This is a genomic window from Vreelandella zhanjiangensis DSM 21076, assembly GCF_000377665.1.
In the GTDB taxonomy this organism is placed as follows: Bacteria; Pseudomonadota; Gammaproteobacteria; order Pseudomonadales; family Halomonadaceae; genus Vreelandella; species Vreelandella zhanjiangensis.
Map to the genome: position 1 here is coordinate 37,958 of NZ_KB898654.1, position 25,517 is coordinate 63,474.

At 54.0% G+C, this 25,517-nt stretch carries 23 protein-coding genes and 1 tRNA gene; 11 read left to right on the plus strand and 13 right to left on the minus strand.

What is annotated here, in order from left to right:
- The first annotated feature begins 40 nt into the window (after positions 1–40).
- Positions 41–127 (plus strand) — tRNA-Leu (locus tag D467_RS0116360).
- 214 nt (positions 128–341) lie between these two features.
- Here D467_RS0116360 and D467_RS0116365 read toward each other — a convergent pair.
- Positions 342–1,205, minus strand: coding sequence for a DNA/RNA non-specific endonuclease (locus D467_RS0116365; protein ID WP_026285808.1), 864 nt, complete (start codon positions 1,203–1,205; stop codon positions 342–344).
- Positions 1,206–1,409: 204 nt separating this feature from the next.
- The gene (locus D467_RS0116370; protein ID WP_018918618.1) at positions 1,410–1,685 is read right to left on the minus strand and encodes an Lrp/AsnC family transcriptional regulator; all 276 of its coding nucleotides are present in this window, start codon (positions 1,683–1,685) and stop codon (positions 1,410–1,412) included.
- Positions 1,686–1,928: 243 nt separating this feature from the next.
- Between D467_RS0116370 and D467_RS0116375 the strand changes: the two genes are divergently transcribed.
- The gene (locus tag D467_RS0116375) at positions 1,929–2,243 is read left to right on the plus strand and encodes a high-potential iron-sulfur protein (RefSeq protein ID WP_018918619.1); all 315 of its coding nucleotides are present in this window, start codon (positions 1,929–1,931) and stop codon (positions 2,241–2,243) included.
- A gap of 70 nt (positions 2,244–2,313) precedes the next feature.
- Here D467_RS0116375 and D467_RS0116380 read toward each other — a convergent pair whose 3' ends face one another.
- The 5 genes from D467_RS0116380 to D467_RS0116400 form a co-directional block, all read right to left on the minus strand.
- Positions 2,314–3,876: a SpoVR family protein gene (locus tag D467_RS0116380; RefSeq protein WP_018918620.1), complete on the minus strand. Its 1,563-nt coding sequence runs from the start codon at positions 3,874–3,876 to the stop codon at positions 2,314–2,316.
- A gap of 21 nt (positions 3,877–3,897) precedes the next feature.
- Positions 3,898–5,187, minus strand: coding sequence for a YeaH/YhbH family protein (locus tag D467_RS0116385; RefSeq protein WP_018918621.1), 1,290 nt, complete (start codon positions 5,185–5,187; stop codon positions 3,898–3,900).
- A gap of 32 nt (positions 5,188–5,219) precedes the next feature.
- Positions 5,220–7,142: a PrkA family serine protein kinase gene (locus tag D467_RS0116390; RefSeq protein WP_018918622.1), complete on the minus strand. Its 1,923-nt coding sequence runs from the start codon at positions 7,140–7,142 to the stop codon at positions 5,220–5,222.
- A 361-nt stretch (positions 7,143–7,503) separates the two neighbouring features.
- Positions 7,504–8,559 carry a threonine aldolase family protein gene (locus tag D467_RS0116395; protein WP_018918623.1) on the minus strand — a complete coding sequence of 352 codons (1,056 nt, stop codon included), beginning with the start codon at positions 8,557–8,559 and terminating at the stop codon, positions 7,504–7,506.
- 161 nt (positions 8,560–8,720) lie between these two features.
- Positions 8,721–10,742, minus strand: a complete 2,022-nt coding sequence (locus D467_RS0116400; RefSeq protein ID WP_018918624.1) for an NADPH-dependent 2,4-dienoyl-CoA reductase — start codon at positions 10,740–10,742, stop codon at positions 8,721–8,723.
- 122 nt (positions 10,743–10,864) lie between these two features.
- Here D467_RS0116400 and D467_RS0116405 point away from each other — a divergent pair, with 122 nt between their 5' ends.
- Together D467_RS0116405 and D467_RS0116410 are read left to right on the plus strand one after the other, a co-directional pair.
- On the plus strand, positions 10,865–11,776 hold the full coding sequence (locus tag D467_RS0116405; protein WP_018918625.1) for a DMT family transporter: 912 nt from the start codon (positions 10,865–10,867) through the stop codon (positions 11,774–11,776).
- A 46-nt stretch (positions 11,777–11,822) separates the two neighbouring features.
- Positions 11,823–13,391 (plus strand): bifunctional GNAT family N-acetyltransferase/carbon-nitrogen hydrolase family protein, encoded by a 1,569-nt coding sequence (locus tag D467_RS0116410; protein WP_018918626.1) that lies wholly within the window; start codon positions 11,823–11,825, stop codon positions 13,389–13,391.
- A 117-nt stretch (positions 13,392–13,508) separates the two neighbouring features.
- On the opposite strand, the gene D467_RS0116415 is transcribed toward D467_RS0116410, so the two are convergent.
- The 5 genes from D467_RS0116415 to D467_RS0116435 all read right to left on the minus strand — a co-directional run bounded on the left by D467_RS0116415 (position 13,509) and on the right by D467_RS0116435 (position 18,034).
- The gene (locus tag D467_RS0116415) at positions 13,509–13,808 is read right to left on the minus strand and encodes an MGMT family protein (RefSeq protein WP_018918627.1); all 300 of its coding nucleotides are present in this window, start codon (positions 13,806–13,808) and stop codon (positions 13,509–13,511) included.
- Positions 13,809–13,850: 42 nt separating this feature from the next.
- A complete protein-coding gene (locus D467_RS0116420; RefSeq protein ID WP_018918628.1) occupies positions 13,851–14,459 on the minus strand; it encodes an FMN-dependent NADH-azoreductase in 609 nt (202 codons plus the stop codon).
- Between the two features lie 163 nt (positions 14,460–14,622).
- Positions 14,623–16,074 carry an alanine/glycine:cation symporter family protein gene (locus D467_RS0116425; RefSeq protein WP_018918629.1) on the minus strand — a complete coding sequence of 484 codons (1,452 nt, stop codon included), beginning with the start codon at positions 16,072–16,074 and terminating at the stop codon, positions 14,623–14,625.
- A gap of 343 nt (positions 16,075–16,417) precedes the next feature.
- Complete coding sequence (locus D467_RS0116430; protein WP_018918630.1) at positions 16,418–16,846, minus strand: secondary thiamine-phosphate synthase enzyme YjbQ; 429 nt, start codon at positions 16,844–16,846, stop codon at positions 16,418–16,420.
- Between the two features lie 252 nt (positions 16,847–17,098).
- Positions 17,099–18,034 carry a LysR family transcriptional regulator gene (locus tag D467_RS0116435; protein WP_018918631.1) on the minus strand — a complete coding sequence of 312 codons (936 nt, stop codon included), beginning with the start codon at positions 18,032–18,034 and terminating at the stop codon, positions 17,099–17,101.
- Positions 18,035–18,183: 149 nt separating this feature from the next.
- On the opposite strand from D467_RS0116435, the gene D467_RS0116440 reads away from it, so the two are divergent.
- Positions 18,184–19,257 carry a tartrate dehydrogenase gene (locus D467_RS0116440; protein WP_018918632.1) on the plus strand — a complete coding sequence of 358 codons (1,074 nt, stop codon included), beginning with the start codon at positions 18,184–18,186 and terminating at the stop codon, positions 19,255–19,257.
- Between the two features lie 196 nt (positions 19,258–19,453).
- Positions 19,454–20,482 carry an SMP-30/gluconolactonase/LRE family protein gene (locus D467_RS0116445; RefSeq protein ID WP_018918633.1) on the plus strand — a complete coding sequence of 343 codons (1,029 nt, stop codon included), beginning with the start codon at positions 19,454–19,456 and terminating at the stop codon, positions 20,480–20,482.
- A 68-nt stretch (positions 20,483–20,550) separates the two neighbouring features.
- Here D467_RS0116445 and wrbA read toward each other — a convergent pair whose 3' ends face one another.
- Positions 20,551–21,150 (minus strand): NAD(P)H:quinone oxidoreductase, encoded by a 600-nt coding sequence (gene wrbA / locus D467_RS0116450; RefSeq protein ID WP_018918634.1) that lies wholly within the window; start codon positions 21,148–21,150, stop codon positions 20,551–20,553.
- Positions 21,151–21,385: 235 nt separating this feature from the next.
- Here wrbA and D467_RS0116455 point away from each other — a divergent pair, with 235 nt between their 5' ends.
- The 5 genes from D467_RS0116455 to D467_RS0116475 all read left to right on the plus strand — a co-directional run bounded on the left by D467_RS0116455 (position 21,386) and on the right by D467_RS0116475 (position 25,433).
- Positions 21,386–21,826: a hemerythrin domain-containing protein gene (locus tag D467_RS0116455; protein WP_018918635.1), complete on the plus strand. Its 441-nt coding sequence runs from the start codon at positions 21,386–21,388 to the stop codon at positions 21,824–21,826.
- Between the two features lie 181 nt (positions 21,827–22,007).
- Complete coding sequence (locus D467_RS0116460) at positions 22,008–22,994, plus strand: succinylglutamate desuccinylase (RefSeq protein ID WP_018918636.1); 987 nt, start codon at positions 22,008–22,010, stop codon at positions 22,992–22,994.
- 219 nt (positions 22,995–23,213) lie between these two features.
- A complete protein-coding gene (locus D467_RS0116465) occupies positions 23,214–23,984 on the plus strand; it encodes an ABC transporter ATP-binding protein (RefSeq protein ID WP_018918637.1) in 771 nt (256 codons plus the stop codon).
- Between the two features lie 14 nt (positions 23,985–23,998).
- Entirely contained in the window at positions 23,999–24,700 is a 702-nt protein-coding gene (locus D467_RS0116470; RefSeq protein ID WP_018918638.1) for an ABC transporter permease, read from the plus strand.
- A 1-nt stretch (position 24,701) separates the two neighbouring features.
- The gene (locus tag D467_RS0116475) at positions 24,702–25,433 is read left to right on the plus strand and encodes an ABC transporter permease (protein WP_018918639.1); all 732 of its coding nucleotides are present in this window, start codon (positions 24,702–24,704) and stop codon (positions 25,431–25,433) included.
- Positions 25,434–25,517 lie beyond the last annotated feature (84 nt).

Below are 25,517 nucleotides of genomic sequence, written 5' to 3' on the forward strand. Positions count from 1 at the left end.
TACGAACACAAATAGATGTGCTATAAGTAATAAATGATGCGCCCAGGTGGCGGAATTGGTAGACGCGCTAGCTTCAGGTGCTAGTGTCCGTATGGACGTGGAGGTTCAAGTCCTCTCCTGGGCACCATTCAATGGTTCCCGTCCGCATCATTATCTCTAGATTTTCCCCTATTTGTTCCCCCCCTTATGTTTTTCTATTTACGTGCATACTTAACGTATTGGCACTGACCATGCTCGGCTTATCGTCTGATTATTAATGGCGCTTTACAGCTGTAGCGAGAGAGAGATCTAAAACTTAAGATCTTGCTCCCGAACATCCGCTATTGCTTTTTTATCCAAGCTTACTGAAACCGCCCTGGCCGCCGGGCTATCTGTTCTAATGCCCACCCCTGGGTATGCAACTCACCTTCTAGTACGGCTTCTATTTCCGGTGATAGGTCGGGGAAAAAGTTAAGTCCCGTGCGCGCCTCTATTTCATCAATCGTCACGAGATAATCATCCAGCGGCTCATTGCCACGCACGTCTTGCGGCATAATAAACGCCAGCGCCAGCGGGGCTTCGTTATGCGGGGCAACGATAATTTTATAGAACGCCTCAGGCACTTCGACAAAGCCTACCCGGTTAAACACATTATCCATAAAGTGTTCAGGAAAGATGGGGCCGGTAATGACCTGCAAACGGTCAAAGCGCGGTGCGAAGTGATCCATGACTGACTCTTCCAGACGCTGCCAGAGCTGACGATTAAGATTAGGCCGCTGCGGCGTCATGTTGCTCATTAAAAACGTATCTGTTTGAGCCTCACGCCCATGCACCGCCGCAATCGCATAGTTGGGCGCCATATGCCCACGGTCATAGCCACTGCCTGAATAACTGTCCGTTTTAACTGGCCAAAGCGTTCGCCAATCAGCCCGAAAATTCGGCCGAGGCCCAATGCTCGTATCGTCAGCAATCGCCGTCAGTTGATAGCTTACCCATAGCGGGTTGACACGCACATCGGACCACCCTACCAGATAGCCGTTATTACGCAGTACGCGGTGAAACGTTGTAAATTGAAAACCATCCCAGGTCGGCACCCCCATCCAGGTATACTCATCCTGATACTGGCGTTCCTGAAACTCCCATAAGCCAGCCCCGGCGACAACAAACAGCACGGCAACGCCCAAACGCCGGCCTTGGCGACGCAAGCGTAGAAGTGATCTTCCCAAGCTCCCCTACTCCCTACTCTCTTTAATTTTTCTATTCGCTTCGCCATTTAGCACGTCGATAGCCAAAGCCAGCACTCAAGGGCCTCATTCTTTTGGCGTCGGTGCTATGCAAAAGGGAATGCGCCACCAGCAGTGTCGACGCTTAAGCTCCCTGTAAGTAAAGCGTCAACACATCCTATATGTCATAAAGTGCTTAGTCTCTGGTTACCAGCCCAGTGAAAACATGGTTTCCAGGTCATGACGTGAGTGCACCTGCATGGCGTTGAGCGTTTCTGTATCGCTAATGCCCTCAACTTCATTAAGGCGCTCGGTAACCAGTTCAGCGAGGCTTTCAAAATCCCGGGTGCGGGCAATCGCCACAAGATCGTAACGCCCGCAGGTCGAGTACACTTCACTGATGCCTTCCACGTCCGCTAAACGCTCAGCCACTGCTTTGACCTGGCCTTTTTCGGTATTAATTAAAATAACTGCGTTTTGCATGGCGTCCTCACTAAGAATGTAAGTGATACGAAAAGAGAGTGGAGTATAACAGGCCTAATGCAATCCGCAGCTCGGGCGGGCTATTCGGCAAGTCGCGTATGACGTTACCATTGGCGAGCATGGCAGGGATAATCTCACGGTAATAGCTGTCATAGAGTGGCTAAACTAAAAAGAGCTAACAAGAGGTGGCTTAATCACCCGTTCCCCGTGACCTATTTGTAAGTGTGATCTACAGGAGAAATCATGGCTAACCAGAGCCGTCGTCATTTTATACGTAGCAGTGTATTGGGTTTGGTAAGTCTACCCTTGGGTATCGGTATTCTATCAAAAACGGCATTTGCTCAGTCATTGCCGCGTCTTGACCCTTCCGCGCCCAGTGCCCAAGCGCTGAGTTATGTCGAAGATGCCAGCAATGCCAGCGACCATCCCGCTTACGAAGCCGGTGAGCGCTGTGATAACTGCATGTTCTACACCGCCGATACCCAGGGCTGTCAACTTTTCCCTGAACATAGCGTCGCCCCAGCTGGCTGGTGTCAATCCTGGGTCGCGCAGGGCTAATGTAACCAGAGCCCACTTAAGAACATGGTTAGCTTAAAAAAGCCCTGCCCAATGCAGGGCTTAGTATCACTTAAGACTTGTCTTTGCTCTCCTCTTCTACCGGCCAGCGATAGCGATGCGTTACGCGCCCTTCATCCATGGAAACCAACCGCACTGGAAACCCCCAAAGCTCATGCAAATGGCGGATTACCGGGTAAACGCTGCGGCCGAGCGGGCGTCGGCTATCCTGTATATGGTGCAGCGTTAAGGAGCGGTCACCCCGAATAGCCGCTTCAACTACTTGAATATTTGGCTCTTTAACTGAAAGCGCATACTGAGTGGAAAGCGCGTCGCGTACCCGGCGATAGCCCTGCTCGTTGTGAATAGCCCCCACGACAAGCGTCTCGACTTGGTCATCATCCACAATTAAAAACAGCTTAAGATCGCGCATCACTTTGGGCGATAAATACTGCTGGATAAACGATTCATCTTTGAAGTTGCACATGGCAAATTCAAGCGTGCTTCGCCAGGGTGTGCCCGCAATATCCGGAAACCACTGCTGATCTTCCTCCGTCGGCGCTTCGCAGATCCGTTTGATATCCATAAAAATGGCAAACCCCAACGCATAGGGGTTAATCCCGTTGTAATAAGGGCTATCAAAATCGGGCTGGTTGATCACCGCCGCATGAGACTGCAAGAACTCCAGCATTAAGCCTTCATCAACATCGCCCTCGTCATAGAGGCGATTCATTAGCGTGTAATGCCAGAAGCACGCCCAGCCCTCATTCATTACCTGGGTTTGGCGTTGGGGATAAAAATATTGCGCCAGCTTGCGCACAATGCGCACCATCTCACGCTGCCATGGGGCCAGTAGTGGCGCGTTTTTTTCAATAAAATACAGCAGGTTTTCCTGAGGTTCCGGCGGATAATTGCCACCGCTGTGCAACCCCAGAGGATCATCATCACTGTGTAGGCTGCCAGGTAGCGGCGTTGCGTTGCCGGGCAGCTCAGGAATCGTGCGCCACAGCATATTTACCTGCGTTTGCAGGTAGGCCTCGCGCTCATCCTGACGCTTGGCCTCCTCTTCTGCGGAGATAGGCGAAGGGCGCTTATAGCGATCAACGCCGTAGTTTTGCAATGCGTGGCATGCATCCAACAGTTGCTCAACGGCATGTACGCCATGGCGCTCTTCGCACTGAGCGATGTATTGGCGTGCAAATACTAGATAGTCGACGATCGATTCGGCATCGGTCCAGGTGCGAAACAGGTAATTACCCTTGAAGAAGGAGTTATGCCCGTAACACGCATGGGCCATTACCAACACCTGCATCATTAAGGTATTTTCTTCCATCAAGTAGGCGATGCAGGGGTTGGAATTAATTACAAGCTCATAGGCGAGGCCCATCTGGCCACGCTTGTAGGCCTGCTCGACGGCCAGGAACTGTTTACCAAACGACCAATGGTGATAGCCCACCGGCATCCCCACACTGGCGTAGGCATCCATCATTTGCTCGGTGGTGATCACTTCAATTTGATTGGGGTAGGTGTTCAGACGGTACTCATCGGCAAGCGCGGCGAGCTTATCGTTAAAGCGCTCCAGATCATTGAAGTTCCAGTCAGAACCCGTCGCTATGGGCTTTTGGGACGCACTCATGGCGCACTCCTCAATACGCGGTTAACGCGCTTGATTTAAGCGGCGTTTAAACAGCTCACGAAACACGGGATAAATATCGCCGGCTCCGACAATTTGCTGCATCGCAAAGCGTTCTGGAAAGTGTTCCGCTACGCTCTGATATTCATGCCAAAGAGATTGATGGTCATGGGGGGTAATCTCCACATAGGCGTAGTACTGCAGCTGTGGCATCAATTGTTTAATCAGCAAATCGCGGCAGGTATTGGAGTCATCATCCCAATTATCTCCATCAGAGGCCTGCGCCACGTAAAGATTCCACTTCTCGGCTGGGTAACGCGCCTGAATAATTTTATTCACCAGCGTCAGCGCGCTTGAAACAATCGTGCCTCCCGTTTCTCGTGAATAGAAAAACTCCTCCTCGCTGACCTCCCTTGCGGCGGTATGGTGGCGCACAAACACCAGCTCCACTTTTTCGTAATGCTTTTCCAGAAACAGATACAGCAACAGGAAAAAACGCTTGGCGATATCTTTGTGGTTTTGCGTCATTGAGCCGGAAACGTCCATGACGCAGAACATCACTGCCTGGCTTGAAGGTTGCGGCTGAGCGCTTAACTGGTGATAACGTAAATCGTAGGTATCAATAAACGGCACGGCCTCAATGCGCTTTTCCAGGCGTTCGATCTCGGCTTTAAGCTCGACAATACGCGCTGGATTACGCAGTACGGTGTCTTTACGCTCTTCGTCCTCCAAGGCTTGCTGAGCCTCTTTTAATGCCCGTTTGATGGGTGCCCGCATGGCAATACGCCTTGCGTAGGCTTCCCGCATGGAGCGGGTAATGCTGATACGCGCAGGTACGCCATCTCTGGAAAGCCCTGCACGCACCATTTTGATTTCTTCCAACGACTTAAGCGGCTTGCGCTGCAGATGAGGAAGCTCCAGACCATCAAAGACAAACTCTAAAAACTCCTCCCGGCTAAGCGTAAACGCAAATTCGTCATCCCCTTCACCCTGATTGGAAGCACTACCTTCACCAGCGCCGCCCCCGCCACCCTGCCCGCCAGGGCGACGAATTTTATCTCCCGGCAAAAACTCTTTATTACCCGGCGCGACAATATTGCGCGCCCCGCCAGGGCCATGCTGGAACACCGGCTCAGAGATATCCTTGGTCGGAATAGAGATTTTTTCACCACGCTCCATATCGGTAATCGAGCGCCGGTTAACCGCTTCCTCGACTGAGCGCTTGATATGCTTACGATAGCGCTCCAAAAAGCGCTGCCGGTTAACCGCGCTTTTATGCTTTGCATTTGGCCTTCGATCAATAAAGTAGGTCATACGACCTCCCTAACCGCCAAGAGTCTTTGCCGCTACTGAGACTTGCGCACGCGCAGATACCATTCGGAAAGCAAGCGTACCTGTTTCTCGGTATAGCCCCGCTCAACCATACGCTCTACAAAGTCTTCATGCTTATTCTGATCCGATTTCGACGCTTTAGCGTTAAACGAGATAACCGGTAGAAGCTCTTCGGTATTGGCAAACATCTTGTGCTCAATCACACCTTTGAGCTTCTCATACGACTGCCAGCTAGGATTCATGCCGTTATTCTGGGCACGCGCACGCAGTACAAAGTTGACCACCTCATGACGGAAATCTTTAGGGTTGGAGATACCCGCGGGCTTCTCGATTTTTTCAAGCTCTTCATTGAGCGACTGACGATTTAGCAGCTCACCGGTTTCAGGGTCGCGGTACTCCTGATCCTGAATCCAGAAATCGGCATAGGTGACGTAGCGGTCAAAAATGTTCTGACCGTATTCACTGTAGGATTCAAGGTAAGCCGTTTGAATCTCTTTGCCGATAAACTCCACGTAGCGCGGCGCCAGAAACTCTTTAATAAAGCCCAGGTAGCGCTCGAACACTTCCGAAGGCAGCTGTTCGCGCTCAAGCGCCTGCTCAAGCACGTAGAGCAGATGTACCGGGTTAGCTGAAACTTCGGTACCGTCAAAGTTGAAGACTTTTGAGAGAATCTTGAAGGCAAACCGGGTGGAAAGCCCCTGCATGCCTTCATCTACACCGGCGGCGTCACGGTACTCCTGAATCGATTTGGCACGCGGGTCGGTATCCTTGAGGTTTTCACCGTCATAGACACGCATTTTAGAGTAAATACTCGAGTTCTCCGGCACTTTCAGGCGCGAAAGTACCGAGAACTGAGCTAGCATGCGCAAGGTATCCGGCGCACACGGGGCGGCATTGAGTGAAGAGTCTTCGAGGAGTTTCTGGTAGATCTTGATCTCTTCGGATACGCGCAAGCAGTAAGGCACCTTGACGATATATACCCGGTCTAAAAACGCCTCGTTGTTGCGGTTATTGCGAAACGCCTGCCATTCGGATTCGTTGGAGTGGGCCAGAATCACGCCGTCAAACGGGATAGCGCCCATGCCTTCGGTCGGGTTGTAGTTGCCTTCCTGAGTCGCCGTTAAGAGCGGATGAAGCACCTTGATCGGCGCTTTAAACATTTCAACGAACTCCATCAGCCCCTGGTTGGCGCGGCAAAGCCCGCCTGAGAAGCTGTAGGCGTCTGGATCATCCTGGGAGTAAAGCTCAAGCTGACGGATATCGACCTTACCTACCAACGAGGAGATATCCTGGTTGTTTTCATCCCCTGGCTCCGTTTTAGAAATGGCAATTTGATGCAACCGAGAGGGGTAAAGGCGTACCACACGGAACTGGGAAATATCCCCGCCGTACTCTTTTAAACGCTTGGCCGCCCAAGGCGACATCACGCTTTTAAGATAGCGCGGTGCAATCCCATACTCTTTCTCCAGCAGCTCGCCGTCCTCTTCAGGCGAAAACAGCCCAAGCGGTGACTCATAAACCGGCGAACCCTTGATAGCATAAAAAGGGATGCGCTCCATGAGCAGCTTCAATCGTTCAGCAAGTGACGACTTACCGCCCCCCACAGGCCCAAGCAGATAGAGAATCTGCTTGCGCTCTTCAAGCCCCTGGGCCGCATGACGGAAGTAGGCCACGATCTGCTCAATGGCTTCCTCCATGCCGTGAAATTCCGCAAATACCGGATAGCGGCGTATCACTTTATTGGAAAAGATACGTGATAGGCGAGGGTCTTTAGCGGTATCGATAACGCTAGGTTCACCAATGGCTTCCAGCATACGCTCGGAAGCACTGGCATAAGCCTTTGGGTCACGACGACAAAGCGCCAGGTACTCTTCCAGGCTCATGTCTTCTTGCTGAACGCGGGCAAAACGGTCTTGAACGTGATCAAAGATGCTCATGGAACTCTCCTATGGCCATCCCCAGACAATCACCACCCAGACGAGTATTTTTGTTGTGGTGTGCCGAACGAGGTGTCGCTCTATTAGCGTAGCCAGCATTAGCAAAATGTGATGACTAAAACTTCAACGCAACGCCACAACGTTCGTGCAAACACCCCCCCACAGCATAGCCATCTAACGATAGGCTATTGATGAAAAAGCAGTTTAAGACCCAAGCACACAGCCAACAGCGTTTAACGCTTAAATTCTGATAAGGCATTGTCTGAGTGAAAAACACCTACAAAAAAGCCGCTACACGCGTAGCGGCGTAATCACGATAAGCGTAAAGACGCTAAAGGATAAGCACTTAGGAGTGCAGCGCTTATGAAGGGCTGTCTTCCAGCGCTACTTTGACGTCAGCGATCAGCAAATCGAGTAATTCAACGGTCGTGTTCCAGGCACACACAAAACGCGCGCCGCCCGCGCCGATAAAGGTATAAAAGGTCCACCCTTTAGCCTTCAACGCGCCAATCGCATGGGCAGGCAATTCGACAAATACGCTGTTTGCCTGGGTGGGAAACATGAGCGATACCCCCGGCAGCGCCTGCAAGCCTTCCGCTAAATACTGCGCCATGGCGTTGGCATGCTGAGCGTTGGTGAGCCAAGCCCCGCTTTCCAGCAACCCAAGCCAGGGAGCCGAGATATAGCGCATCTTGGACGCCAGCTGACCGGCCTGCTTGCAGCGATACGAAAAATCTTCCGCCAGCTCGCGGTTAAAAAATAAAATAGCCTCACCCATCGCCAAGCCATTTTTAGTACCCGAAAAACATAGCGCATCGACGCCCACCTGCCAGGTTAGCTCGGCAGGCGTAGCATTCAGGCCGGCACAGGTATTGGCAAAGCGTGCGCCATCCATGTGCAGGCGTAAATCATGCTTATCGGCAATCGCGCGGATGGCCAGCAGTTCTTCACGGGTATATACCGTTCCGACTTCCGTCGCCTGGGTCAGCGAAACCACTTTAGGCTTGGGGTAGTGAATATCGCTACGCCGTGTCACTAACGCCTCAATACCTTCAGGCGTCAGCTTGCCATTCGCCCCCGGCGAGGTCAGCAGTTTGGCACCGTTGGAGAAGAATTCGGGGCCACCACACTCGTCCGTTTCTATATGCGCCAGCTCATGGCAGATCACGCTGTGGTAGCTACGCCCCATCGCCGACAGTGCCAACGAATTGGCGGCGGTACCGTTGAATACAAAAAACACATCGCAGTCGTAGTCGAACATTTCGCGAAAGCGGTTCGCGGCACGCTCGGTCCAACGGTCATTGCCATATGCCAAATCATCGACCTGATTTGCTTCCAGCAAATACTCCATGGCTTCCGGGCAAATACCGGAGGTGTTATCGCTGGCTAAAAAACGGGGGGTACACTCCGACGTCATGACGCTGATCCTTTTTCACTGGCATTGTCTTGTACAGACACAGTTACGGCGCCAGCTGGGTGCCACTAGCGCCTTTAACATCACGTTATGCTTAATAAGGTGATGGACCAGCCAGTCTATCGTCATTTATGGATAAGCGTCACCCGCCATTATCAACGCGCTTATAGCTTTGCGGCCAGGCGCATCCCTTGGTCAATGGCGCGCTTGGCATCCAGTTCAGCCGCCTCATCGGCACCGCCAATGACATGCACTCGCTTACCCGACGCTTCTAACGGCTCGATCAAGTCGCGCACCGACTCCTGACCGGCACATACCACAATGCTGTCCACATTCAGCACGCGGTCTTCACCGTTGTGGCGAATATGCAGTCCGGCATCATCAATTTTGACGTACTCGCAGCCGGTTAAGGTGGTCACGCCCCGTGCCTTGAGCGAAGCCCTGTGTACCCAGCCGGTCGTTTTGCCCAGGTACTTGCCGGGTTTGGAGGTTTTGCGCTGTAACATGACAAGCTCACGCGATACGCGCGGCGCTATAGGATTTTTTAAACCACCGCGCTCGCTAACGGCCAAATCAACGCCCCACTCGTCGCACCAGGTATCAATATCCAACGCCGGGTGCTCCTCGTGAGCTAAAAGCTCAGAAACATCAAAACCGATCCCACCCGCGCCAATCACCGCTACCCGGCGGCCTACCCGCTGAGGAGATTCAATCGCCTCGGCATAGCCCATCACTCTTTGGTGCTCGGCACCTGGCAGCGTCAGGGTTCTTGGGCGCACCCCGCTGGCCATGACGATATGATCAAATTCGGCCAAGGCGTCTGGCGTTGCGCGAGTATTTAAACGTACCTCCACCGCGTACTTTTCCAACATCACGCGGTAATAGCGCAGGGTTTCGTTAAACTCCTCCTTGCCAGGAATCTTGCGGGCATAGTTAAACTGCCCACCCAACGCGTCACGCTGCTCAAACAGCACAACGTGATGGCCACGGCTGGCGGCGGTAACCGCCGTGGCAAGCCCTGCTGGCCCACCGCCGACCACCGCGACTTTTTGAGGTGTTGCGGCAGCCTCAATCACAAGCTCAGTTTCATGGCAAGCGCGTGGATTAACCAAACAGGAGGTTAACTTGCCCGCAAAGGTGTGATCCAGGCAGGCCTGGTTACAGGCAATACAGGTATTGATTTCATCCGCCTGCCCCGCTCCGGCTTTGCGCACCCACTCAGGGTCAGCCAGAAACGGGCGCGCCATGGATACCATGTCGGCATGGCCTTCAGCCAGCACCTGCTCGGCAATCTCCGGCATATTGATACGGTTGGTGGTGATCAGCGGAATCGAAAGCGCCGCTTTAATGCGTCGGGTCACTTCCGTAAATGCCGCACGGGGTACGCTGGTGACAATGGTGGGTACCCGCGCTTCATGCCAGCCAATCCCGGTATTGATGATGTCGGCGCCCGCCGCCTCAACCGCTTGGCCAAGCGTGACAATCTCTTGCCACGTGCTGCCCTCTTCCACCAGATCAATCATCGACAGGCGAAAGATCACCACAAAACGCTCCCCCACCGCCGCCCGAATACGCCTGACAATCTCCAGCGGAAAGCGGATGCGGTTCTCAAACGGGCCGCCCCAGTCATCGTCACGTTGATTGGTGCGCTGGCAGATAAACTGGTTAATCAGATAGCCTTCCGAGCCCATGATCTCGACACCGTCATAGCCCGCCTGCTGAGCCAGGCATGCACAGCGCACGTAGTCAGCAATTTGCTGCTCGACGTCTGCATGGCTTAGCTCACGCGGCGTAAACGGGTTAATCGGCGCTTGAATGGCCGAGGGCGCCACCAGCTCAGGTGAATAAGCGTAGCGACCCGCATGGAGAATCTGCATGCACAGATGCCCACCTTCGGCGTGTACCGCCTCTACCACCTGACGGTGCTCCGCCAGATGCGATTCATCGGTCAGCGCATGGGCGCCTTGAAAAACCGCCCCTTCGGCATTGGGTGCAATCCCCCCGGTGACAATCAAACTTACCCCTGCCCGCGCCCGTTCCGCGTAAAACGCCGCCAGACGGTCAAAGCCATTGGGCGCCTCTTCCAGATTGGTATGCATGGAACCCATCAGAATGCGATTGGGCAGCGTTAAATGGCCAATCGTAATCGGCTGAAAAAGATGCGGGTAAGCAGGCGCACGGGTCATCACGGTTCTCCTTGGCATTATTCAAACAAGCGTATGACATCCTAGCCATCACGTACAGTCTTAGCGCTTGCTCCCAACGCTAAAGCACGTAACATTATCCGGCTAACGACAAGGAAACTGTGATGCCGCTGATCTACTTTCTACCGCCACTTGCCACCGTCCTGATCTGGTCGGGCAATATGACCATCAACCAGTTGACCGTGGGCGCCATTGCGCCCAGCAGTATCGCCTTTCTGCGCTGGCTGCTGGCGCTTCTGGTTATGACGCCTTTCGTGCTGCCCGCGGTGATTCGCCATCGCCCGGAAATCGCCCGGAACTGGTACAAGCTGGCTTCCTTGGGGCTTTTGGGCATGGGGCTATGGCAAGGGCTTGCCTATGTGGCGGCCGAAACCACCACGGCGACCAACATGGGCATCCTGGCCGCCATGGTACCGCTTCTGACCGTTCTGCTGAGTGCGCTGATTCTGCGCGAGCCGCCCACGCTTGGCGGCGTCATGGGCGGTGTGCTGGCGTTTATCGGTGTGACCGTACTGCTGGGCCGCGGCAACCCCCTTTCGCTTCTTAATCTTGAGGTGGCGCGGGGCGATGCCCTGATGGTGGTCGCCGCCAGCTGCTACGCGCTTTACGGTGTCATGCTCAAGCGCTGGAAAATGAACTTACCGCCCTGGGTGATGCTCTATGCTCAGGTATGTTTTGCGGTGCTGTTTCTGCTCCCACCCTACCTGATGGGCCCCATGACCCCGGTAGATACCCAGAACATCGGGCTGATCGTGTATGCGGGTATTCCCGCCTCGGTAATTACTACCTATCTGTGGATGCGCGCCGTACGCCAGATCGGCGCCAACCAGGCGAGCATCTTCATCAACCTGATGCCGCTGTTCAGTGCGCTGATCGCCATGGCAATGCTGGGCGAGCAGGTAGCAGGCTTTCACTTTACCGGTGGCCTTCTGATTCTGGCAGGCGTGATCATGGCGCAGACTCTAACGCGCCCGCTAGTGCGAAGCGTGGCGGCAAATAAGCCGGGCAACGCCTAGTCATCTTGTACTAAGCTGTTTTCTTTATATTTTGGAACCCCCTGATATGTCCTTAGAAGAACTGCATCTAAATCTGCGCAACCTGACGAGCGATGATTACGATCAGCTCAAGACATTGATGGACGCTGTCTATCACGATATCGGCGGTGCTTGGCCTCGGCACACCATCGATAAATTAATTCAGGAGTTTCCTGACGGCCAGATCGCCATTGAAGACGACGGCAACCTGGTAGGTGTAGCGCTGACGGTGCAGGTGGATTACGACGAGTTTTCTAACCCGCACAAGTATGACGACCTGATCGGCCACCGTGAGATCATTCTCAACAATCAGGAAGGCGATGCGATGTACGGGCTGGATGTGTTGATCCACCCGGACTACCGCGGCTACCGCCTGGGCCGTCGACTTTACGAAGCGCGCAAGGAGCTGTGCCGCTCGCACAACCTGCGTGCCATCCTTGCCGGCGGGCGAATCCCTGAGTACTACCAGCACGCCGATGAACTGTCCCCGGCTCAGTACATCGACAAGGTCTCCCGCAAGGAGATCTACGACCCGATTCTGTCTTTCCAGCTGGCCAACGATTTCCAGGTCAAGCGCCTGCTGCGCAAGTACCTGCCAGAAGACGAACAGTCCCGGGGCTACGCGACACTGCTTGAGTGGAACAACATCCTCTTCGAGCCCGCCGAGAATGTGCTGGACACACGCCCGACCCAGGTGCGGGTAGGCGCCGTTCAGTGGCAGATGCGTGAATTCGCCTCGGTGGAAGCTGCCCTCCAGCAGATCGAATACTTCGTGGATGCGCTGTCGGATTATCAGAGCGACTTTGCCGTTTTCCCGGAGCTGTTCACCACGCCGTTGATGGGCTTGCAGGACCGCGCCGCCCAGCAGGACCAGATGGGCGCCATCCGCTTTCTGGCAAGCTTTACCGAGCGCTTCAAGGCCGAGCTTTCACGCATGGCGGTGTCCTACAACATCAACATCGTGGGCGGCTCGATGATCGAGGTGGGCGAGGACGACCGGCTTTACAACGTGGCCTATCTTTTCCACCGCGACGGCGACATTGATAAGCAGGCCAAACTGCATATCACTCCACAAGAGCGCCGTGACTGGGTAATCGAGGGCGGCGACAATCTGCAGGTATTCGATACCGATGCAGGCCGGGTAGGTATTCTGATCTGTTACGACGTGGAGTTTCCGGAGCTTGGGCGCCTGCTGGCCGACCAGGATATGGATATTCTGTTCGTGCCCTTCTGGACCGATACCAAGAACGGTTACCTGCGAGTGCGTCACTGCGCTCAGGCTCGGGCTATCGAGAATGAGTGCTACGTGGTGCTATGCGGCAGCGTCGGCAACCTGCCCTCGATCGAAAATCTGGATATCCAGTACGCCCAGTCAGCGGTATTTACGCCGTCCGACTTTGCCTTCCCTCACGACGCGGTGCTCGCAGAAACCACGCCCAATACCGAGATGATCTTCTTCTCGGATTTGGATCTGACCCGCCTGACCGTGGTACGTGCCGAGGGCTCGGTGACCAACCTCAAAGACCGCCGCAAGGATCTGTTTGATCTGCGCTGGCGCGACTGGTCACTCAAGTCCGGCGGCTCTACTGAAGGATAATTCTACTGAAGGGTAAACAGTAACCCGCCTTGGTAACGCAAAACGCCGCCCAGCTTTATGAAGTCACTGGGCGGCGTTCTTGTAGGCAGGTCATGTTTATATAGTGCAGTGTTAGCGTTAATCAGGCCAAACCAGATGAGCGGGTACACGCCCTTTTGCATCAAAGGCCACGCCTTCGTCACGCAGTTTTTGGTGCTGACGAGCAGCACCACCGTGATCGGCAAGTTTTAACGACGCCGCAATCACCCGATGCCAAGGCAACTGATGACCATCCGGTAAATGGCGCATGGCTGAGCCTACCATGCGCGGCGTAGCGCCTTCGGTCATGGCGGCAATCCGCCCATAGGTTGTCACCCTGCCTGCCGGAATCTGATCGACAATCGTGTAAATCTGTTCAAGCAGTTCAGGGCGTGCCATCGCGGGTATCTCCGTTTCAACCTCAGGCCTTAAGTCTCGACCTTATAACGCGTCCACCTGCTGATCAATCGCTTGGAACGCTTCTTTAAGGGCAGCGCCGCGCGTTGCGTCACCCATGTTTAAACCTTCAGCGTAGACCACATCGACATCTTTGATGCCCATCAGGCCCAACATGCTTTTCAGATGGGGCGTTTGGCTATCAAGCTCTGTACCGGCATACATGCCACCACGAGCCGCCAGAATGATCGCACGTTTACCCTCTACCAAGCCCTGAGGACCAGTTTCCGTGTAGCGGAAGGTTTCGCCAGCGCGCAGCACGCGGTCAAACCAGGCTTTTAACTGCGAAGGAATGCCCAGGTTATACATCGGCACGGCAATCACCAGCACGTCACTCGCACGCAGTTCAGCAATTAGCTCATCAGAACGCATCGCCAGCGCTTTTTGCTCTTCACTGCGCTCATCCGCCGGGGTTTGCCATGCGCCCAGTTCGGCGATATCCAAGTGGGGCAGCGCGTTGGCAACCACATTGCGTGCGGTTACCTCTACCCCATCGCGAGCAGCGGCACGCGTTTCAAAATGGCTTGCCAAGGCGTTGGACTGACCATTTTCACCAAGTACGGAGGAGGTTATCAGCAGGGCGCGAGTCGTCATGTAAGTGCTCCAGAAACATAGTAAATAAGAGGATTGGAGCTATTTTACGATGATTCTGATTAATCAAAAGCGCAATGATCTGCGCGTTATATTCGATAAAATCGAATCATTAAGCCATTCATAAAAAACCCCGCTCGAGGCGGGGTCTTTAACTGGCTGGCTATTACGGCTTTTTGGGCCATGCATTGGGGTCAACCTTATTAGCAAGCTTAGGGAACTTGCTGGGGTCGAAGGTGGGCTCTTTGCCCGCTTTTAACTGCTGCTCATAATCACGGAACAGCGCAAAGGCAACGGGGGACAGCATCAAGATAGCCACCAGGTTAATAATCGCCATCATGCCCATGGAAAGGTCGGCAAAGTTCCAGATTGCGCCCAGGCTTGCCACCGAACCCACCATGATCATCGCCAGCACCGCCAAGCGGTAAATAAACACGGCAACCGGCGCACGCCGACCGGCCAGATACTCAATGTTGGATTCGCCGTAGGAGTAGTTGGCGATCACCGATGTGAAGGCGAACAGTAAAATCGCGACCGCAACGAACATCGCGCCCCAGTCGCCCACGTGGCTTGAAAGCGCCATCTGAGTCAATTGAATGCCGTTATTCTCTTCGCCCGCCAGAAGCTCGGGGCCTGCCATAATGATAATCGCCGCTGTCGCGGTACAGATCACCAGCGTATCCAGAAATACGCCCAGCATCTGGATAAAGCCCTGCGCCGCCGGATGATTGGGCCGCGTGCTGGCCGTGGCCGCCGCGTTAGGCGCCGAGCCCATACCCGCTTCGTTAGAGAACAGCCCGCGCTGGATACCGTTCATGATCGCTTGCGAAATGGCATAGCCGACGGCACCGCCAGCGGCCTGCTCAATACCGAAGGCGCTGCGGATAATCGTCATGATCGCGGCAGGGAAATCACCGATATTAAGCGCCACCACTACCAGTGCAAGCACCAGATACAGCAGCGCCATCAACGGCACAACCAGCTCCGCGACCTTGGCGATAGATTTCAAGCCACCGAAGATAATCGGCGTAACAACGACCACCAAGACTAACCCCATGGCCCAGGTGGGAACGGCAAATGCCTGCTCCATGGCCTGGGCGATGGAGTTGGCCTGCACGCTGTTAAACGCCAATCCAAATGCAATGATCAAACAGATAGAGAACAGCACCGCTAGCCAGCGTAGCCCGAGCCCGCGCTCAATATAGCGTGCCGGACCGCCGCGGAAGGTATTGTCGCCGTGGTCGGTCTTGTACGCCTGGGCCAGGGTGGACTCGATGAAACTGGTGGCCATACCCACCATCGCGGTCATCCACATCCAGAAGATCGCCCCCGGGCCACCGAAGTAGATGGCTACCGCTACGCCTGCCAGGTTGCCGGTACCTACACGGGCGGCCAAGCTTGTTGAAAGCGCCTGAAACGAGGAAATGCCCTCGCCGGCATCGCGCGAGGTGCGCAGCAGCTTGAACATATGGCCGAAATAACGCACCTGAATGCCACCGGTCCTTATCGTGAAATAAAGCCCCGCGCCAATCAGCAGGTAAATCAGCACGCTGCCCCACAGTAGTCCGTTGCTGCGGTCAACGGCCGCAGTCAACAGCTCTGGAATCGTAAAATCCATACCCATGCCCTTTTTTAACTTATCGAAGGCGCTTCATTCTTCACGCCTGCACCAAAATGGCAAGAAAATTGACGTATTTATTCCGATGTTGCGCCCATAAACTTAAATTTGGCTGATTAGCCACTGCCAGTTCATCCACTTGGCGGTTGCCCCTGCATGCAGCAAATCGGTTTACTTACTCAGGCGCACCTTATCGCCTTGGTAGCCTGTAGCAGTCGCTACCGGCTTACTTTGAGCTTGACTGGGGATTGGCTTACGCCACGCTGGGCATCTTCACCGAGTTTGCGAGGGCATTTAGAACGACTTATTCATGAGACCAGAAACAAGATAACGGTATAAAAATTTAGCGTGTCTCGCAGCCATTTAATGTCGCGAGCAGTCGGCGAGGCCCGCCGTGGTCGCGATGCTCTCCTAACCAAAGGCCCTGCCATGTGCCCAGCGCTAATCGTCCATCGCGCACGGCAAGCGTTACCTGGGTTCCCAGCAAACTGGCAGCCACATGCGCTGGCATATCATCGGGGCCTTCCAGCGTGTGCCGAAAGTAGCTCAGCCCTTCGGGTATCAGGTTGCGCATAAAGGCATTTAAATCGTGCCGTACATCCGGGTCGGTATTTTCATTGAGCGTAAGCGACGCGGAAGTATGCATTAGCTGCAGGTGCAAAAGTCCGACACTGCATTCCGACAAGCACGGCAGTGCCCGAGCCACCTCATCGGTAATTAAATGAAATCCCCGCGCCAGCTCGGTTAAGTGAATTTCCTGCTGATGCCACATACAACACTCCTTTGTTTATTACCGCTTGGGGAGCACGTCTCGGCGTACCCTTCTTGTATCGTTACTATTATCCCACTATCAACCTGTGCCGATGTCCTGCTGGCGACAAGGGTAAGATACTAAACTTACCGGTTGGTTTCCGACAAAACGTTGAAACCGTATGCTAACGCGGCAGCGCCCAATAATACCTGTAGCGCCCCGCCAGTAGAGGATAATCTATATTCTGAAGCATGGTGAAGAGTGCCCTCGCCACTATTGAAGGCTGTTTACTGAGGGTAGCGGTGGTACCCGCCCGGTTATCTCACGCTGCACATAGTCGATAAACGTGCGTAACCGGGTGGGCACATGGCGGCGCTGTTCAAACACCGCGTAGAAATCTGCTCGCACGCCCTGCCACTGCGTCAATAACGGCTGAAGTGCTCCACTGGCAAGGTGCTCGTTCACATCCCACCAGGAACGCAGCATAACCCCATGACCATCCAACGCCAGGCGGGTAACTACCTCACCATCATTACTGGCAAGCCGCCCGCTGACTTTCACCGACTGAACGTGCTCCGGGTCATCGCAGCGCTCAAAACGCCACAGCGGAAAATCCGTATCGTTTTCACGAATCAGCAGGCAGGCCTGGCGTGTAAGATCCGCAGGTGTTGTCAATGCCGGCATTTGGGCAATATAGGCAGGGGCAGCACACAGCACTCGGCGATTGGGCAAAATGGGCTTGGCGATTAAACGCGAATCAGGCGGCTCGCCAACCCGGATGCCCACATCAAAGCCGTGATCACTTAGGTTCATAGGAAAATTGGTGAGCTCTAACCACCCTTCTACATCGGCGTGGGCTTCGCAAAAGCTGGATAGCAGCGGCGCGATATGCCGCCTCCCAAAGCCGAAGGTCGCGTTGACCCGCAGCCGCCCGCTAAGCCCATGGAGATGCGTATCGGTGAGTGAATTCTCAAGCTCCCCCAGCTCATCCAGAATCAGCGCCCCGCGGGATAAATAGCGCTCGCCCTCTGCCGTTAGCGTTAGTCGCCGGGTGGTGCGTGCGGCAAGCTCCACGCCTAACCTTGCTTCCAACTGTTTTAAGCGTTTGCTTACCGCCGACAGTGAAAGCCCCAGCTCGCGTGCCGTAGTCGTTAAGCTTCCCGCACGGGCCAACGTCTGGAAAAACGCAAGATCGTCTAGTGCCGACATGGATTCTCTACTTTTAAGCAACAATAGCTTGCATAGTAGCCTGATTATTATCTTCTCCAAAGCCGCTACACTTTTCTAGCTAGTATTCATAAGCACTTTTTTTAATACGAGTCTTAATAACGCGTCTTAACAACAAACCAGGAGTCCATATGGCCCACCGCATTGCAGTTATCGCTGGCGACGGCATTGGCACCGAAGTCATGCCCGAAGGTATTCGTGCCTTAGAGGCCACCGCCAAACGCTTTAATATTGACCTTGAGTTCACAACTTTTGAGTTTGGCAGCTGCGACTACTACCTTGAGCACGGCCAGATGATGCCGGACGACTGGTTTGAACAGCTCAAAGGTTTTGATGCGCTGTTTTATGGTGCCGTAGGCTGGCCTGAAAAAGTCCCTGACCACATTTCCTTATGGGGGTCGCTACTCCAGTTCCGCCGCCGGTTCGATCAATACATTAACTTGCGCCCCTGCAAACTGATGCCCGGCATCAAAAGCCCCTTGACCGGTCGTAAACCGGGCGATATCGACTTCTACGTGGTACGCGAGAATACCGAAGGCGAGTACTCAAGCATTGGCGGCAAGATGTTTGAAGGCACCGAGCGCGAAATCGTCATCCAGGAAACCGTGATGAGCCGTACTGGCGTTGACCGGGTACTGAAATACGCGTTTGACCTGGCCCAAACCCGCCCGCGTAAAAAGCTCACCTCGGCCACCAAGTCCAACGGCATCTCTATCACCATGCCCTACTGGGATGAGCGGGTGCTGGAAATGGCCAAGCAGTACCCGGATATCAACGTAGATAAATTCCATATCGATATCCTGACCGCCAATTTCGTGCTGCATCCAGACTGGTTCGACGTGGTCGTCGGCAGCAACCTGTTTGGCGATATTCTGTCCGACCTGGGCCCGGCGTGTACCGGCACCATCGGCATTGCGCCTTCGGCCAATATCAATCCGGAAGGCAAATTCCCCAGCCTGTTCGAGCCGGTACACGGCAGCGCGCCGGATATTGCAGGTAAAGGCATCGCCAACCCGATTGGCCAGATCTGGTCTGGCGCCATGATGCTTGAGCATCTGGGCTATAAAGAAGCCGCTGATGCGATGGTTACAGCTATTGAAAACGTGCTTAGCGAAGGCGACAGCCAAGTGGTCACCCGCGATGTTGGCGGCCAGGGCACTACTGAAAGTTTGGGCCGCGCCATTGCTGACACCATTGCCAAGTAACGTTTATTCAGCTTAAAGCCAGCTGCCCGGATGAAATATGTCGGGCAGCCGTATGCATGACTTATAGCGGCTTATGTTCTACCTTTTGTTTGAGGCCTTATTTAGATCGTATTTAAGATCGTACTTGAGACAGCATTTCAGACAGTTTCGGATTCGCTTCGCCAATAGCGCTAATAACAAAAGCTAGGACAATCCCATGAAACTTGGACGTCGTCAGTTCCTCTCGGCAACGGCTGCTTTAGCCGCTGTCGGTACATCATCACCGCTCTTTGCTCTCCAAACCTCGCAGGGTGACGTTCCTGATCGCTACCCCATCGATGCCTGGAAAGTCGAAGATCCCCGATTTAATGATTACATGATTTTCAATAGCCCTCTGGAGCGCCACTGGAGCGGAGGGCTATGGACTGAAGGGCCGGCATGGAATGCCGTGGGACGCTACGTTGTCTTCAGCGATATTCCACGCGCTCTGCAAATGCGCTGGGGCGAAGCAACTGACCAGGTCAGCGTGTTAAGACACAATGTCGGGTACTCCAACGGCAACACCTTCGATCATCAAGGGCGCTTAATCTCCTGCGAGCACTATCCATCGCGCGTATTGCGCTATGAATGGGATGGCTCCACTACGGTACTGGCCGAGCGCTATCAGGGTAAACCACTGAACGCCCCTAACGATTTAGTGGCTCTGCCTTCGGGAGGCGTAATCTTCACCGACCCGGGATATGGCGCTCATTTTGACTACGAAGGTAAAAAGCGCGCCCTGGAGCTCGAAACAGCCATCTATTACGTCGACGATAGCCTTGATGAGCCCATCAAGCTCACCGAGGATATCCACAAACCCAACGGGATCGTGCTGACGCCGGATGGTCGCAGTTTCTACGCCAGCGATAGCGCCCCGACCCATTTTGAAGAGCCCGCCAGGATCATTCGCTGGTCGCTTAGCGAGGATGGGCGAAGCGTTAGCGACCGGCAGGTAATCGTCACCAGTGAAGATACGATTTTCGACGGCATGGCCTGCGATATAGACGGCAATATCTGGTCGAGTGCCAACGGTGGCGAGGGCATTGATGGCGTAGTGGTATTCTCGCCGACAGGCGAACTTTTGGGCCGCGTACTATTACCCGAGGTGTGTTCCAACGTGTGCTTTGCTGGCCAGGGACGTAACCGCCTGTTTATGACGGCCAGCCAATCCGTTTATACCATTTACACAGCGACTCTCGGAGCCTAAAAATTGATAAAGCCTCACTGATTTCCATCAGTGAGGCTTGCGTTTTTAACGCTACGCTAAATTAGCGATTACCCCGCCAACTTCGCGGCAATTTTTGCAACGTGCTCGCCCTGAAAACGGGCGAGTTTCAGTTCTCGCTCGCTGGGCTGGCGCGAGCCGTCGCTACCGGCAAGCGTTGCCGCGCCGTAGGGGTTGCCGCCACTTACTTCTGAAATATCGAACTGCTCTTCAATGCCGTAGCCGATCGGCACGATCACCATGCCGTGATGGGCTAAAGTCGTCCAAGTAGACGTGACCGTCATCTCTTCGCCACCGCCGGTTCCGGTGGAGGTAAACACGCTAGCCACTTTGCCACGCAGCGCGCCGCTCGCCCATAAGCCACCCGTTTGATCAAGGAAGGTTCGCATTTGGCCTGTCATATTGCCAAAACGAGTGGGGGTGCCAAAAATTATTGCGTCATAATCGGCAAGCTCCTGAGGAGTCGCTTCCGGTGTGTCGTAATCCTGCTTGCCCCCTGCGTTTTTGAAGGCCTCTTCCGGCATGGTTTCAGGTACGCGTTTGACGCTTACCTCCACCCCACTTACCTTCTTTGCCCCTTCAGCAACGGCTTTGGCCAAGGTATCAACATGGCCATACATGGAATAGTAAAGTACCAATACCTTTGTCATGGTTTACTCCTTTGGACTGTGTTTTTAACAACCAGGTTTTAGCTGCGTTAATGGCATCCCAGAGGGGAATGACTACACCATAGCCTAGCGCGCTATAAGCAAAAGCGAATGTTTTGATCGGCTCCTTTCGGTTTTCTCCATGGCTTTTACCTTGCGCAGATACAAAGCGGTGACTAGTTTTGAACAACTCAGTTTTAACAATTGATTAAGCCGCAAACGACAAGGAATTCGTCCAATGACTATTTTTGAAGCGCTACGTAAAGACCATGACCTGCAACGTGATCTGATGGAACGTCTGGTCAATACCCACGGCGACAGTGAAGAGCGCGATACGCTTTATCAGCAGGTTAAGCATGAACTACAGCATCACGCTATCGCTGAAGAGCGCGCCTTTTACATTCCGCTGATGGAATTGGACTTAACCCAGGAAAAAGCCCGCCACAGCGTCGCCGAGCACCATGAAATCGACGAGCTTCTTGAGCAACTGGATAGCACCGACTATAGCGCGTCAAGCTGGCTGACCTATGCCAAGCAGCTACAGCATCTGGTAACTCATCACCTGGATGAAGAAGAGCAGGAAGTTTTCCAGCTGGCAGGTCGTGGCCTGAAAGCGCCCCAAAAAACCTCGCTTGCCGGTGAGTACGAAGAAGAAATGCAGCGTCTGCGCGAGGCGTAAGCTGAACCGAGACGTTAGCCTACTGCCCTTGTTAAACGCTCGCCTTTTGGCGAGCGTTTTAGGTTATCGTCTTACACGAGGGCACCCGCCATTTTCATAACCACGACGCCAATACTTGCTCCCACTCTTGGGCATGTTAAACATGACAGGTGAACTTTTAACTAATAACAAGAGGCTGATAATGCTGGATCACTGGCTTGACTGGACCCTGGATGACCGTCTGCCCACACAGCGAAGCGGCCGATTTGCCAGTGGCTCTTATACGTTTCACGCCCTTGGGGTGATGGAGCTTACCCCGAAGACGCCTCAACCCGATGCCCACTGCTGTATTTTTTCAGCCGCCATTCACGGCAATGAAACGGCCCCGGTCGAGCTGATCGGTGCTTGGTTGAGCGCTCTGGAAGCCGGAGTTATCACGCTGGGAGCGCCGGTACTGGTGATTCTGGGCAATATCCCCGCCCTGCGCGTCCAGCAGCGCTTTATCGACACCAACCTTAACCGGCTCTTTAACCGCGATTTAAGCGACAGCGGTGCAGAACCTGACCGTGCCCGCGAACTGATGGCCGCCGTGGATAGGTTTTATGCAGCCCACGCCGAACGCCCCAAACTGCACTACGATTTGCATACCGCGATTCGCGATAGCCTCTTTCCGCGCTTTGTAGTGGAACCGTTTTCACAAACGGCCACTACGTCAGATCAGTGGCATTGGCTTGCCGCGGCGGGCATGCAGGCGGTACTTCATCAACATCAGACAAGCTGGACCTTTTCTCACTATAGCAAGCACTATCATCAAGCCCAGGCGTTTACCTTTGAGCTGGGCCGGGTCGCTCCTTTCGGGCAAAATGATATGGCACCGCTTGCGCCCATGCAGGCACTGTTAACCGCACTGAGCCAAGGTCAGGCGCCCGCCCGGCAAGCCCCGGACAAGATGACGTTTTTCCAGGTCCAGCATGAACTTATGCGTCAGGCAGAAGATTTTACTCTTTACTTTGCAAGCGACACGCCCAACTTCAGCTGCTTCGAGCCGGGTACCCGTCTGGCGTGGGATAGCGTAGCGGGCGACTTCATCGTGGGTGACACACCGCTTTACGTTGTTTTCCCTAATGCTAATGTCGCTATCGGCGCTCGGGCGGCGCTTTTAGTATCACCGTCCCAAGCGGTAAATTAATTGAAAAAAACATAAATAAATATTTAATAACAACTACATAGAGGCGAATAAAAGCCATAGCGCGGATTACTTGCGGCAGACTCCCTACATTTATCGTATAAGGAAAGCACGCAATTTCCGCTGGGCCTGATAGAATCGCCACTTTTTTCGCGCCAGCCGCATTCGACAGCATACGCAAAATAAACGCGTTGCTACCGCGGCAACTTTGTACTGGAGCCTATGTTTATGGCCGCTACTCCCCTGGAAGTGCGTAATATTAAAAAGCGCTTCGGCGATACAGAAGTTTTAAAAGGCCTCTCCCTTGAAGCTCAAAAAGGTGACGTGATCACGCTGATTGGCGCTTCAGGGTCAGGCAAGAGTACCTTTTTGCGTTGCATGAATCTGTTAGAGCAGCCCGATGAAGGCGAGATTATCCTTCACGGCGACCCAATCCGCTTTAAGCAAACCCGGCATGGGCGTGAACCTGCCGATTGGAAACAGGTCGTGCAAATGCGCGCCAAGCTTTCGATGGTGTTTCAAAACTTCAATCTTTGGGCGCATATGACGCTGCTTGAAAACATCATCGAAGCGCCGATTCATGTGTTAGGTATCTCCAAAAAAGACGCCATCGAGCAAGCCAACGCCCTGCTTGAACGCGTGGGATTAACCGCTCGCGCCAATGCCTACCCGGCACAAATGTCGGGCGGCCAACAGCAGCGCGGCGCTATTGCCCGGGCGCTGGCCATGAACCCGGAAGTCATGCTGTTTGATGAACCGACCTCTGCGCTTGACCCTGAATTGGTCGGTGACGTGCTGAAAGTCATGCGCGATCTGGCCAATGAAGGGCGCACCATGGTGGTGGTCACGCACGAGATGAGCTTTGCCCGGGATGTTTCAAGCCAAGTGATATACCTTCATCAAGGGCTGGTGGAAGAGGCCGGTACGCCTGACGAGGTATTGGGCAACCCGCAGTCGTCTCGGCTTAAACAGTTTCTTACCCCCCACTACTGATCTGCGAGGCTACCATGCTGGATTTGCAAGGGTACGGCCCGCGTTTGATCGAAGGCGCTGGGGTTACCGTTCAACTAGCCGTTTTATCGCTCCTGTTAGCCGTTGCGCTAGGCCTGTTGACCGCCACGGCCAAGATGTCGCGTAACTGGTTTTTACATCGCACGGCCACGCTCTACACCACGCTCATTCGTGGTGTGCCTGACCTTGTGCTGATGATGCTGCTGTTTTACGGCGGCCAGATAGGCGTTAACGCCATTAGCGACATTCTTTATTACGATTTTGAGATTGATCTTTATATCAATTTCAACGCCTTCGCCGCAGGCGTGCTGACCATCGGGTTTATTTTCGGTGCCTATATGGGAGAAACCTTCCGCGGCGCCTTCATGGCAGTGGATAACGGACAGATAGAAGCAGGCAAAGCCTACGGCATGAGCAGCGGCCTGGTTTTCCGACGCATTCGGTTTCCGCAGATGATGCGCCATGCCCTGCCTGGGCTTTCCAACAACTGGATGGTCCTGCTGAAAACCACCGCGCTTGTGTCGGTGATCGGCCTGACCGATATGGTTCGCGTGGCAGCAGAAGCCTCTCGCGCCACCCACGAGCCGTTTGTGTTTTTAATTCCTGTAGCGGTTGCCTACCTGTTGATTGCCAGCGTCTCCGAGTGGATTTTTGCCCGGCTACAAAAGCGCTACGACATCGGCTTCGGGGAGCATTGAAATGCCAGATATTTCCGCTTGGTTCAACGATCTTTTGTCCGGCAATCTGATTTTTACGCCGACCACGCTGGGCTATTACTGGACAGGGCTTGTGACTACCTCACAGCTGGTGTTCCTGTCGTTGGTAATAGGGCTTGTAATGGCGGTACCGCTTGCCATCATGCGCAGCTCGCGGCGTAAATGGATCAGCCTGCCGGTGTATGTGTACACCTACGTGTTTCGCGGCACGCCGCTGCTGATCCAGCTATATATTATTTACTATGGCGTGGTGTTTTTTGACGGTATTCAGGAAAGCTTTTTCTGGCCGATTTTTCGCGAAGCGTTCTACCCCGCACTTATCGCCTTTACGCTCAATACCGCCGCCTACACGACCGAGATTTTCCGGGGCGCCATCAAGGCAACGTCCAAGGGCGAAATCGAAGCAGCGCGCGCTTACGGTATGTCTCAGGGGCTAATGATGCGGCGTATTATTATCCCCAGCGCCTTTCGCCGTGCCCTGCCCGCTTACGGCAATGAAGTAATTTTCATGCTGCACGCAAGCGCCATTGCCAGCGTAGTCACCCTGATGGACCTAACCGGTGCGGCCCGCTACGTCTATTCACGGTTTTATACGCCGTTTGAGCCATTCCTGTTCGTGGCATTGATTTATCTTTGTCTTACGTTTGCCATCCTGTTCTTCTTTCGCTTTCTGGAAAAGAAATTGCTGGCTCATCTCAAGCCACAAACCCCTTGAACGATTAGGCTTAATGGCAAGCGTCAAACAAACGTTGGTTCACATAGCGCTTTTCTCTTTTCGCCAACCTCAACCTGGGTTACG

What these genes read in the sequence shown, in the direction of transcription:
- D467_RS0116370 (WP_018918618.1), bottom strand. Translation starts at nt 1,685, where the DNA reads ATGCAAAACGCAGTTATTTTAATTAATACCGAAAAAGGCCAGGTCAAA.
- D467_RS0116375 (WP_018918619.1), top strand. Translation starts at nt 1,929, where the DNA reads ATGGCTAACCAGAGCCGTCGTCATTTTATACGTAGCAGTGTATTGGGT.
- D467_RS0116380 (WP_018918620.1), bottom strand. Translation starts at nt 3,876, where the DNA reads ATGAGTGCGTCCCAAAAGCCCATAGCGACGGGTTCTGACTGGAACTTC.
- D467_RS0116385 (WP_018918621.1), bottom strand. Translation starts at nt 5,187, where the DNA reads ATGACCTACTTTATTGATCGAAGGCCAAATGCAAAGCATAAAAGCGCG.
- D467_RS0116390 (WP_018918622.1), bottom strand. Translation starts at nt 7,142, where the DNA reads ATGAGCATCTTTGATCACGTTCAAGACCGTTTTGCCCGCGTTCAGCAA.
- D467_RS0116395 (WP_018918623.1), bottom strand. Translation starts at nt 8,559, where the DNA reads ATGACGTCGGAGTGTACCCCCCGTTTTTTAGCCAGCGATAACACCTCC.
- D467_RS0116400 (WP_018918624.1), bottom strand. Translation starts at nt 10,742, where the DNA reads ATGACCCGTGCGCCTGCTTACCCGCATCTTTTTCAGCCGATTACGATT.
- D467_RS0116405 (WP_018918625.1), top strand. Translation starts at nt 10,865, where the DNA reads ATGCCGCTGATCTACTTTCTACCGCCACTTGCCACCGTCCTGATCTGG.
- D467_RS0116410 (WP_018918626.1), top strand. Translation starts at nt 11,823, where the DNA reads ATGTCCTTAGAAGAACTGCATCTAAATCTGCGCAACCTGACGAGCGAT.
- D467_RS0116415 (WP_018918627.1), bottom strand. Translation starts at nt 13,808, where the DNA reads ATGGCACGCCCTGAACTGCTTGAACAGATTTACACGATTGTCGATCAG.
- D467_RS0116420 (WP_018918628.1), bottom strand. Translation starts at nt 14,459, where the DNA reads ATGACGACTCGCGCCCTGCTGATAACCTCCTCCGTACTTGGTGAAAAT.
- D467_RS0116425 (WP_018918629.1), bottom strand. Translation starts at nt 16,074, where the DNA reads ATGGATTTTACGATTCCAGAGCTGTTGACTGCGGCCGTTGACCGCAGC.
- D467_RS0116430 (WP_018918630.1), bottom strand. Translation starts at nt 16,846, where the DNA reads ATGTGGCATCAGCAGGAAATTCACTTAACCGAGCTGGCGCGGGGATTT.
- D467_RS0116435 (WP_018918631.1), bottom strand. Translation starts at nt 18,034, where the DNA reads ATGTCGGCACTAGACGATCTTGCGTTTTTCCAGACGTTGGCCCGTGCG.
- D467_RS0116440 (WP_018918632.1), top strand. Translation starts at nt 18,184, where the DNA reads ATGGCCCACCGCATTGCAGTTATCGCTGGCGACGGCATTGGCACCGAA.
- D467_RS0116445 (WP_018918633.1), top strand. Translation starts at nt 19,454, where the DNA reads ATGAAACTTGGACGTCGTCAGTTCCTCTCGGCAACGGCTGCTTTAGCC.
- wrbA (WP_018918634.1), bottom strand. Translation starts at nt 21,150, where the DNA reads ATGACAAAGGTATTGGTACTTTACTATTCCATGTATGGCCATGTTGAT.
- D467_RS0116455 (WP_018918635.1), top strand. Translation starts at nt 21,386, where the DNA reads ATGACTATTTTTGAAGCGCTACGTAAAGACCATGACCTGCAACGTGAT.
- D467_RS0116460 (WP_018918636.1), top strand. Translation starts at nt 22,008, where the DNA reads ATGCTGGATCACTGGCTTGACTGGACCCTGGATGACCGTCTGCCCACA.
- D467_RS0116465 (WP_018918637.1), top strand. Translation starts at nt 23,214, where the DNA reads ATGTTTATGGCCGCTACTCCCCTGGAAGTGCGTAATATTAAAAAGCGC.
- D467_RS0116470 (WP_018918638.1), top strand. Translation starts at nt 23,999, where the DNA reads ATGCTGGATTTGCAAGGGTACGGCCCGCGTTTGATCGAAGGCGCTGGG.
- D467_RS0116475 (WP_018918639.1), top strand. Translation starts at nt 24,702, where the DNA reads ATGCCAGATATTTCCGCTTGGTTCAACGATCTTTTGTCCGGCAATCTG.